This is a genomic window from Helicobacter sp. 23-1044 (assembly GCF_053654695.1).
This window is the reverse complement of sequence record NZ_JBSIUQ010000028.1, coordinates 1-1,347: the sequence shown is the minus strand read 5'-3', so window position 1 is coordinate 1,347 and position 1,347 is coordinate 1. Positions and strand designations below refer to the sequence as shown.

The window sequence follows — 1,347 nt, the reverse complement described above, 5'->3', positions numbered from 1 at the left end:
AGATAAAATCAACGATTACCCCGCAATTTTCGGCATTTTCCACTGCTAAAAGCGTGGCGTTGCTATATGCGCGGACAAGCCCACCCACACCTAGCAATTTCCCGCCAAAATAGCGCACCACAATACACACGCATTCCACAAGCTCCCGCCCACGCAGGACATTTAGCACAGGCACACCAGAGCTACCCTTTGGCTCACCATCATCGCTACTATTTTCGATGATTTGATGAAATTCATTCACAGCGCGACTTGCGCGGACAAAATGCACGGCTTTTTTGTGCTTTTCTTGCAATTCGTTTAAAAGCTGCTCCGCGCCCTTTGCGGGGGCTAAATGCGCCAAAAATTTTGAGCCGTCCTTTTCATACTCGGCAATGCAAAGGGATTTTATGGTTTTCATTTTAGTGGCGAATCTCGCATTTTAGGGCGTGAATCTACTTTTTAAAATTAGAAATATATTCAGCCAAAATCTCAATATCATCATCGCTAAGCCCATTTGCTTGGAGATACATAATCGCCGAAGTCCCCCCGCGTGAGAGTGTTTTTGCGCGATAGCCTTTCATATCATCAATCAAAATTTGTTTGCTTAAATCAGCGATGAGAATGCTCCCAGCACTGCCCGGTGCGACTTTATCGCCCCTTGCGCCGTGACAAGCGATACATTTTTTGTATAAATCCGCCGCTGATTTTTGCGGTGCTTTCGCAGAATCCGCAGAATCTTTTGCAGAATCCACGCTAGATTCTGCGATTTTTGTCGCATTCGCAGAATCTTTCGCAGAATCCGCAGAATCTACTTTCGCCACATTTGCGCTAGATTCTGCGATTTTCGCACTTTTCGCAGAATCCACGCTAGATTCTGCGTTTTTCGCATTAGATTCTGCGTTTTTGCTTGAATCGCCACACGCCACAAACGCCACTGCCACCGCTATTAACATCCACTTTTTCATCTTTTATCCTTTCGTTGAGTAAGATTTATCGATATAAAATTTTCGCCAAAGCGACTTATCGATTAGTCCCAAATCGACCAAACGCGCCAAAACTTCCGCATTGCAATCCACATCTTTGGGCCACTCACGCGTGAAATTTTCAAGCGCACCTTTGCGCGTGGCATCAATCAGCGCGACATTGTTTTGCACCAAAATATCACGCTTTGCGTCAATGTTGTTAGCAACGCGCCACAGGCACATATAGGGATTTTCCAAATCATTATCACACGAATCCATCACAAAGACAATGCGACAATGCGCCGAATGAAATGCGTCTATATGCCCTAAAACGCGCGATTTTTTATTCACACCTAGCAAAATCAGCGGATTTTTGGTGTGCGTAAAATACTGCCTTAAAACCACC

At 45.1% G+C, this 1,347-nt stretch carries 2 protein-coding genes and 1 pseudogene; all 3 read right to left on the bottom strand.

Going from position 1 to position 1,347, the window contains the following annotated elements:
• On the bottom strand, nt 1–397 hold a 397-nt coding region (locus ACWIUD_RS12035), incomplete at its 3' end, for a YigZ family protein (protein ID WP_454149399.1).
• A gap of 34 nt (nt 398–431) precedes the next feature.
• Nucleotides 432–944, bottom strand: coding sequence for a c-type cytochrome (locus tag ACWIUD_RS12030; protein ID WP_454149397.1), 513 nt, complete (start codon nt 942–944; stop codon nt 432–434).
• A gap of 3 nt (nt 945–947) precedes the next feature.
• A pseudogene (locus ACWIUD_RS12025) lies at nt 948–1,347 on the bottom strand (menaquinone biosynthesis decarboxylase); the annotation flags it as partial.